The 9,071-nt window shown below is 37.4% G+C and carries 5 protein-coding genes and 1 pseudogene; 4 read left to right on the top strand and 2 right to left on the bottom strand.

The window, feature by feature from the left end:
• Window positions 1–230 precede the first annotated feature (230 nt).
• Both ABLC00_RS05265 and ABLC00_RS05260 read right to left on the bottom strand, forming a co-directional pair.
• Window positions 231–875: an OmpA family protein gene (locus ABLC00_RS05265; protein WP_348941301.1), complete on the bottom strand. Its 645-nt coding sequence runs from the start codon at window positions 873–875 to the stop codon at window positions 231–233.
• Window positions 870–2,888: pseudogene (locus ABLC00_RS05260) on the bottom strand (ESPR-type extended signal peptide-containing protein); the annotation flags it as partial. The gene ABLC00_RS05265 and the pseudogene ABLC00_RS05260, both read right to left, overlap by 6 nt.
• A gap of 786 nt (window positions 2,889–3,674) precedes the next feature.
• Between ABLC00_RS05260 and lon the strand changes: the two are divergent.
• The 4 genes from lon (at window position 3,675) to ABLC00_RS05240 (ending at window position 9,053) form a co-directional block, all read left to right on the top strand.
• Window positions 3,675–6,104, top strand: coding sequence for an endopeptidase La (gene lon / locus ABLC00_RS05255; RefSeq protein ID WP_004710036.1), 2,430 nt, complete (start codon window positions 3,675–3,677; stop codon window positions 6,102–6,104).
• Between the two features lie 300 nt (window positions 6,105–6,404).
• Entirely contained in the window at window positions 6,405–6,884 is a 480-nt protein-coding gene (gene rlmH, locus ABLC00_RS05250; RefSeq protein ID WP_002054393.1) for a 23S rRNA (pseudouridine(1915)-N(3))-methyltransferase RlmH, read from the top strand.
• A 112-nt stretch (window positions 6,885–6,996) separates the two neighbouring features.
• The gene (locus ABLC00_RS05245; RefSeq protein ID WP_004888192.1) at window positions 6,997–7,773 is read left to right on the top strand and encodes a dioxygenase; all 777 of its coding nucleotides are present in this window, start codon (window positions 6,997–6,999) and stop codon (window positions 7,771–7,773) included.
• 170 nt (window positions 7,774–7,943) lie between these two features.
• Complete coding sequence (locus ABLC00_RS05240) at window positions 7,944–9,053, top strand: META and DUF4377 domain-containing protein (protein ID WP_033846675.1); 1,110 nt, start codon at window positions 7,944–7,946, stop codon at window positions 9,051–9,053.
• The last annotated feature ends 18 nt before the right edge of the window (window positions 9,054–9,071 follow it).

Below are 9,071 nucleotides of genomic sequence, written 5' to 3'. Positions count from 1 at the left end.
TTTTACGTAGGTATAAGATATATTTAGACAATTTTTTATGATTAAATTCTAATATTTTCAATGCATTAATATCTTTCATATAAATATTGGCAGAGTTGTAAATAAGAAAATTCAAATAAAAATAGTTAAAAATTCAAATAGATAAAAATATTAATTATAATTTTTCTTAGTTTTTTATAATCTATAAAAGTAATCCTTTTTAATAGGATTACTTTTATGTGGTAGATCATTTACCAGCTTATATTGACACGTCTATTTGGCGCTAAACATTCAATAAGCTGTGAATTATTTTTTCCTGAACATTGCTTGTATAGATCAGTTTGGCTATTCGCCTGTATCTGTATACGTGTAGGATCAATACCTTGTTGAACCAATAACTTGGCAACTGTATTAGCACGCTGTGAAGACAATTCTTGATTATAGCTAAATTTACCCAATCGATCGGTAAAACCTGAAACAATAACTGGTGTTGTTGTCTGGCTTTTTTTGATCTGTTCAGCAATTTCCTGCACACTATGAACACCTTGTTCAATAGCATTATTATCAAATCTATCAAAGGTGAATAACACACTTGCTGCCCGCTCAAAAATTAAATTAGTATGCTCTGGCGACTGATTATAACCTCCCCAAGTAGCCAAACCTTCGCATGCCTCACCTTTCCAAAATAAATTTTCTGCCAAATATTTTTTATTAAAATCAATGCGTAACTGACAGCGTTGATATTGATTACTATTTGGTATACGTATATCTAATACATAGTTCCAGACTTTTACTCCAAATAGTCCTTCACTAAATTGTGGATTGCCTAGTAAAGCTCGAATTTGATCTTTATCTAATCCTTTATCCAAACGTGCAACGTCATCATACTCACCAATGGCTGCAGCATTTTTACCCTTGGCTTTTGCACCGCCACCTACAGCAGCAGCATTTTCATTTGTAGCCTCAGCCCCTTTACCAATTGCAGCCGAGTTATCGCCTGTTGCTTGGGCACCACTACCAATTGCAGCAGCACTGTTTCCAGTCGCTTTTGCACCTTCACCTGGTTTATTACCAGAACCAATTGCTGTTGAATTTGTACCTGATGCCAATGAGTTAATACCCATTGCAGATGCACCATCACCTGTTGCTTGTGCAACAGCACCGAATGCAGCAGCACCTTTACCTGAAGCATTAGACATGACGCCAAAAGCAGATGAAGCATCACCAGTTGCTTTAGATGTCATACCAAAAGCCGAAGAAAAAGCGCCTGTACCTACTGCTTGAACACCAACAGCCGTTGAGCCGTGATTTGCTTCAGTTGTTGGATAGCTGCCTGCTTTAAGCACACCACCAGTAATTTCTGTATAGGTTTTACTCAGCTCAGCATCTTGGGCAATTTTATCAACATCATCTCCACCAATTGCGACAGAAGAGTTTCCTTTTGCAATAACATCTGCACCAATCGCAATCGACTGATCTCCAATTGCTTTAGTTTGATCACCAATCGCAATTGACTGATTGCTATAGCCAGATGGCGTTCCTTCTGCCCCTTTAGTCGATGCATTACGTCCAATAGCAACGTCACCACGACCAATTGTTTGACTGCTACTTCCCATTGAAATTGCGCCAGAACCTGCTGCTTGTGCATATGCACCAATCGCCATTGCCTCACGAGCAGTAGCCGAAGTATTCACCCCAACAGCAATTGCATTACGTCCAGTTGCTCCATCATTTTCAAAATTACCACCTTGCTGGCCATTATCATTGATACTGACATAGTGAGTACGAGCTGCTTTTAACTGACGTATAGTGGCAGCATCAGAATCTGCTGCACCATCTGCTACATTTTGAATACGGCGCTCACTTCCCACATCGCCAATTGATAAAACGCCAGTTGGAGCGGATTGTTTAGTTAAGAAACTTTCACCAGTAGCTTGGACTGCTTTTGAATCTTTACCTAATGCAATACTATTTTCTGCTTCTGAACGGGCACCTTTACCAATTGCTACACCACCATCAAAAGTAGCCTCAGCTTGGTCTCCAATTACAACCGCATTATCTTTTTGTGCTTTTGCGCCTGTACCAATTGCAACAGATTTTTTACCTTTAGACTCTGAAAATGCACCAATCGCTAAAGCATTTTCTTCCGTTGCTACTGCACCACCACCAAAAGCAATCGAGTCTTTACCCGTTGCTTTTGTTGCCATTTTAGGTTGGTAAGCAGCACCTGCTTGCCCCGCAACTGGGTCAGCATTTTCAATATCTGGCGAACCAATTGCAATTGAACGGTAACCTTCTGCAGTTGCCGAGTGACCAATTGCTAAAGAGCCTTTACCGGTAGCAGCTGCAACATTACCAATGGCTTGAGAAAAATCGGCAGTCGCGGCAGATTGACGTCCAAGTGCGAGAGCAGTATTTCCAGAAGACAAAGCTCCCGTCCCAATTGCTACGCCTGAAATACCTTGAGTTGTCGCATAAGAACCAATTGCGGTACCTAAACCTTTCTCAACTACAGCGCCAGTACCCACACTGATCGCACCGCCCTGTTTCATTGCACCAGCATAAGCACCAGTAGAATTATTATAAGGATTATTACGGTTTGCTATGTTAGAGCCCATTCTGTCTTGTGTTTGAGCTCCACAACCAATAGCAACATCTTTTTCATTGGCTGTACTCGCATTCCCCTCACGACATGAAGTTGTACCTGAAATAGAGGTCCCTTGACCTACTCCCCCTTCGGTATTTGTCCCTGCGAAAGCATTTGGAGCAAAACTAATTACACTTGTTAAAACTACCGCTGATACATTTAAAGTTTTTGATTTAGTCTTTGTTTTACCTTTTGCAATTTCAGATGTTGCAACCCATGCTCCAATTGAAGCATTCCAAATGACCTTATAAACTTTATTCATAAAACTTCTCAGACAAATACCAAAATTAAAGGTCAATAAAAATGTAGAAATACATTTTTAAAAAAATTTGACCAAAAAAAAGAGGCGGCATCCTAATTGAATAAATTTAAGGGGTAAACATTAGATCCTTTAAATTTATGAAAAAGTGAGACAAAATTCACAAAACAAAAATATTGATTAATTTTTAATTATTTGAATTTATTGATATATTTTAAAAGCAAATCATATTATCTCTATTGTGTTAATAATTTGTAAATTTATTTTAAAATAGAATAATAACTCTAAATATATGGTTATTTTTTATAAAATTAATAAATAAATAAACCCTTTAAAATACACTTGCACTCTATTAAAAATAGAATATTAACTCTAAAATAAATATTACTATTAATATAATTATTCTGTAATCACCATCCATTTAAAATACACATGTATATTATAAATAATAGTGCTTTTATACTACTAATAATAAATTATAAAATAAATAAAATTTTAAATATACTTAATAAAAATACATATTATAAAATAAAACTAAATAAAGTATTTTTTGAAAGCTAGTCTCCTTACTTGTACGGCCAAGAATAATTATTAAGTAAAAATGCTCAGCTTCACTACAAAATTTCATTCTTCTTAAGAATTAATCTATTGATTCATAACATTTTTAAAAAAAAGTTGACTAAATTAGTCCTTTTTTCAACATTTTCTATTGTCATGCCCTTGTAATTTTTAAAATACACATCACTATAAAAAACATGGCAACCTCGTTGTCACTCATTAGGAGTGCCCATGTCTGAACTTATTATGAATGAAAAAACTGACTTAGAGCCTCAGGTTCCAAGTGTATTACCACTATTAGCCTTACGTGATGTGGTGGTTTATCCACACATGCAAATTGCGCTATTCGTGGGTCGTGAAAAATCGATCAATGCAGTTGATGTGGCTCGTAACAGTGACAATTTAGTATTTGTAGTTGCGCAAAAAGATTCGCTTACAGAAGAAATTGATCACGACAATTTATACCAGTACGGTACAGTCGCTAAGATTGTACAAGTAGTTAATCATGAAAATGATGAAAACTGCATTAAAGTACTTATTGAAGGCTTGCATCGTTCTAAGCTCACAAAAATTATCGATGAAGATAGTTATTTGACTGCTGAACACGATTTAAGCCCAATGACTATTAATGTAGATAAGGCAACTCAAGAAACTCGTTTACAAGAGTTACGTAACCTATTTGCTCAATATGCAGAAGCAAAATTACGTAATGCACGTGAACTGGTAGCTGCTGCCAATAAAATCGAAGACTTATTGCAATTGATGTTCTTCGTAGCAACTCGTGTACCTCTAAATATTGAAATTAAACAGAAATTTTTAGAGTACGATGAGTTTGAAGCTCATTTGCAAGAGTTGATGAACTACTTGATGAATCAATCTGCTGAACAGCAAATTGAGCAAACTTTACATGACAGCGTAAAACGCCAAATGGAAAAGAACCAACGTGAATACTTTCTAAATGAAAAAATGAAAGTCATTCAACGTGAGCTTTCCGATATGAATGGCGGCGCTGAAGATGACGTTGCTGAAATTGAGAAACGTCTTGCTGAAGCTGATTTACCTGAACACGTACGTAAAAAAGCCGAAGCTGAGTTCCGCAAACTTAAAGCAATGCAGCCTGCATCTAGTGAAGCTGCTGTGGTACGTAACTATCTAGAAGTGATTTTAGATACGCCGTGGAACAAAGCAAGTAAAGTCAGTATTAACTTAAATAAAGCTCAAGAAATTCTTGATGCTGACCACTATGGTCTTGATGATGTTAAAGACCGTATTGTTGAGTACTTAGCTGTTCAATCACGTGTGAAAAAACTCAAAGGTCCTATCCTTTGTTTAGTAGGTCCTCCTGGGGTTGGTAAAACTTCACTCGGTGAATCAGTAGCTAAAGCAACAGGTCGTGAATTTGTTCGCATGGCGCTTGGTGGCGTACGTGACGAAGCAGAAATTCGTGGACACCGTCGTACTTATATTGGTGCGATGCCAGGTAAAATTGTGCAGTCTTTAACAAAAGTTGGCGTGAAGAACCCATTGTTCTTACTCGACGAAATTGACAAGATGGCGCAAGATTACCGTGGTGATCCAGCTTCTGCATTGCTTGAAGTACTTGATCCATCACAAAACAGTAAGTTCAACGATCATTATTTAGATCTTGATCTTGACCTTTCTGAAGTAATGTTTATTTGTACTGCGAACAGTATGAATATTCCAGAAGCATTACTTGACCGTATGGAAGTCATTCGTCTACCGGGTTATACCGAAGATGAAAAAGTAAACATTGCTGAACGCTACCTTGTTCCTAAAGCAATTAAGAACAACGGATTACGTCCAAAAGAGTTAACAATTCATGAAGAAGCGATTCGTGACATTGTTCAACGTTATACACGTGAAGCTGGTGTTCGTAGTTTAGAACGTGAAGTTTCTAAAATTGCGCGTAAAGTGGTAAAAGAAGCCGTAAGTAAAAAATCTAAAAACTTACAGCTTGATGTTACCTCTGCCAATCTTCCTGAATACCTAGGTCCACATAAATTTGACTTTGGTATTGCTGAAGATGAAGCACAAGTAGGCCGTGTAAATGGTTTGGCATGGACTTCTGTAGGCGGCGAGTTACTTACTATTGAAGTTGCAGCTGTTAAAGGTAAAGGTAAATTTATTACAACCGGTTCACTCGGTGATGTAATGAAAGAATCAATTACCGCAGCAATGACTGTAGTACGTACACGTGCTGATGAACTTGGTATTGAAGCATCTCGTTTTGAAGAAACTGATGTACACGTTCACTTACCTGAAGGTGCAACTCCAAAAGATGGACCATCTGCTGGTTTGGCATTAACAACTGCACTTGTATCAGCATTTACTGGTATTGCGATTCGTCCAGACATCGCGATGACAGGTGAAACAAGTCTTGGTGGTCGTGCGATGCGTATCGGTGGCTTGAAAGAGAAACTTCTTGCTGCACACCGTGGTGGAATTAAGCTTGTCTTTATTCCTCAAGATAACGTTCGTGATTTGGCAGAAATCCCTGACAATGTGAAAGAAGGATTAGAAATCAAAGCTGTGAAAAGTATTGATGAGATCTTGCCTTTAGCATTAACTTCAATGCCAAAGCCTTTACCAAAAACACCGATTGTAAAACCGGTGGAAGGCTCAAAAGCAGCACGTCACTAATTAAAAAATAAAAAAGAGAGCTTCGGCTCTCTTTTTTTTGTTACATAATTTGATTGAAAAATATCCAACCATCCTCATAATAAGAAGTAAGAGTGATTAATTTTATTATTTACTCTTATCTATCTTATGTTACAGATAGCCTTGTTTTTATTCTCTATGATCATCTGAACTCCAGACAGATGATCATTTGATCGCAGTCCAACACTGTTTTTTGGACTGCGTTTTTTATGCTCACTTACTCCCCCGCAGTTATTGTCTCCTCAGGTATAATACGTCAGCTGTTTTGACTGAATAGACCACATGAAAATTCGTATTCTGACCATTGGTCAAAAAATGCCTGCTTGGGTACTTACTGGTTTTGAAGATTATTTCAAACGCATCCAACCTTTTGTTCAGACTCAAGTGATTGAACTTCCAATGGCAAAACGCGGCAAAAATGACTCAGAAGCAGATATTTTAAAATACTGCCAAATTGAAGGTGAAAGTATTTTAAATGCGTTAAAACCAAACGAGACACTTATTGCTTTAGAAGTTGGAGGACGCGAACTTAGTACAGAAAAGCTGGCTGACACCATGAAACAATGGATGCTTGAAGGTAATGATGTTGCACTGGCTATTGGTGGCCCAGATGGCTTGTCTGATCAGGTACGTAAAGCTGCTGCCTGGCATTGGTCACTCTCAAAACTTACCATGCCCCATCCTTTAGTTCGAGTTTTATTAATTGAACAACTTTACCGAGCGATGTCTATTAATCATAATCATCCTTATCACCGTGCATAAAAAGAACAAACGTTTCATTTTAAGAACAATCCGTTGAAATCAGGATACTTTTAACATGTCCTGATTTTGGCATAATGACTATTATTCTGCTTTTCAACTCAGGTGTAATGAAATGGAACTACAAACCCTTCCCGGACTGTTTATTTCACATGGTTCACCCATGCTTGCACTTGATCCAGAACAAGTGGGTCCTGCCTTACATCGTCTTAGTGTGAATTTACCTACCCCAAAGGCAATCATCGTGATGTCTGCTCACTGGGAAAGTAAAGCGCTTGAAGTAAGTAGTTCAACACGTCCAGAAACATGGCATGACTTCCGTGGTTTCCCACCAGAGTTATATGAAATTCGCTATAGCGCACCAGGTCAACCAGAACTTGCCGAAGAAATCTTAAAGTTGTTGGCAGATGCTCACTTCGTTGCTCATGCCAATAGTACCCGCCCTCGCGACCATGGTGTATGGATGCCTCTTTTACATATGTATCCAGATGCAGACATTCCTGTTGTTGAAATTTCTTTACCAATGAGCTTAAGCGCACAAGAAATTTATAGAATTGGGCAAACACTTGCGCCTTTACGTGAAAAGCAAATTTTACTGATTGGTTCTGGAAGTATTACCCATAATCTTGCTGAATTGTCATGGCAAGGTGATAGTTCAAAAGTTCCTGAATGGGCTTCAACGTTTAGAAATACTGTTGTTAATAAACTTTCACATCAAGATTACGATGGCGTGTTGGAATGGCAATCATTGCCTTATATAAAACGTAATCATCCAACTCTTGAACATTTTGCGCCGTTGTTTTTCGCTATGGGAACTGGCCATCGTTTTACGATTGTTCATAGCAGCTTCACAATGGGCTCTTTAGGTATGGATATATACCGTTTTGATTAATTTTTAGGAAATACCCCGTTTTTTCGGGGTATACCACTATTTTTATTAAAAATTCGAATAATTTACAAACTTATACATTTTAAAAACCGAAACAATCATATGTTTACATTTTATTTTTTTAAGAATGTTTTAAGCTTAGTGCTGTTGTTTTTTTACTTGAAGTTTTTTAAATGAAAATTAAATATTTAATTCTTGCGTTGTTACCTTTTTCTTTGATGGCGTGTCAAACAGTTTCAAATACTCAAGCTCCAATTGTATCTGAGCAACAACAAAATCTTGCAGCAACTTTAAGTGAATATGCTTGGACTTATCAAAATGTAAAAGCTTCTAAGCCACTTGTTCTTAATTTTAATGCAGATGGTAAATTAGCAATTAACACAGGTTGTAATGGTCAAGGTGGTACTTGGAAAGTTGAAGGCAACCAACTTGTAACCTCTCCTCTCGCATCGACAATGATGGCTTGCCAAGACGATTTAATGAAACAAGAACAATTGTCTAATAGCATCTTTAGTGAAGCAAAATTGCCAATCGAAATTAGTAATAGCAGTGGTCAGGTAATCTTAAGCGTGACAGATAAAGCAGGTCAAAAGCATATTTTCCAAGGCGTAAAAGCAACTAATACTCAAGCTTTAACTGATTATTCATGGTCATACCAACCTGAAAATACTAAAAAGCCGATCGTTCTTAACTTCACAAACGACCGTTTGTCTATCGCAACAGGTTGTAACCGTCAAGGTACAACTTGGAAAGTTGAAAACAATACCATCGTAACTGCTGATGTCATGTCGACAATGATGGCGTGTGAACCTGCGTTAATGAAACAGGAACAATTCTCTAGCAGCCTGTTCCAAAAACGTGCGATTCCATTTGAACTTAATACGACAAATGCTGATCAACCAACATTAACAATCCTTGATGCTCAAGGTCAGAAATATACTTTCACAGGTAAAATGACACCTGAAGCAAAATACCAGTCTGAAGGTAAAACTGTTTTCCTTGAAGTAGCACCAGAAACTAAATCTTGTACGGGTGTTGCGCCACAAACTTGCTTGCAAGTTCGTGAAGTTAAATATGATGACAAAGGCGTAAAAACTTATGCCGACAAAAACTGGTCATTATATTATGGTCAAATCGAAGGTTTTGAACACAATCCAAACCAACGCGTAATCTTACGTGTAAAACGTTTTGAAGTGAAAAACCCAGCAGCTGATCAATCTAGCCAAGCAGATGTGTTAGATATGATTGTAGAGCAAGAAATGGTTAAAAAGCCTAAAAAATAATTTTTAGACTAAAAAATC

The organism is Acinetobacter nosocomialis, assembly GCF_041021905.1.
Classification (GTDB): Bacteria; Pseudomonadota; Gammaproteobacteria; order Pseudomonadales; family Moraxellaceae; genus Acinetobacter; species Acinetobacter nosocomialis.
This window is presented reverse-complemented; position numbering and strand designations above follow the sequence as displayed.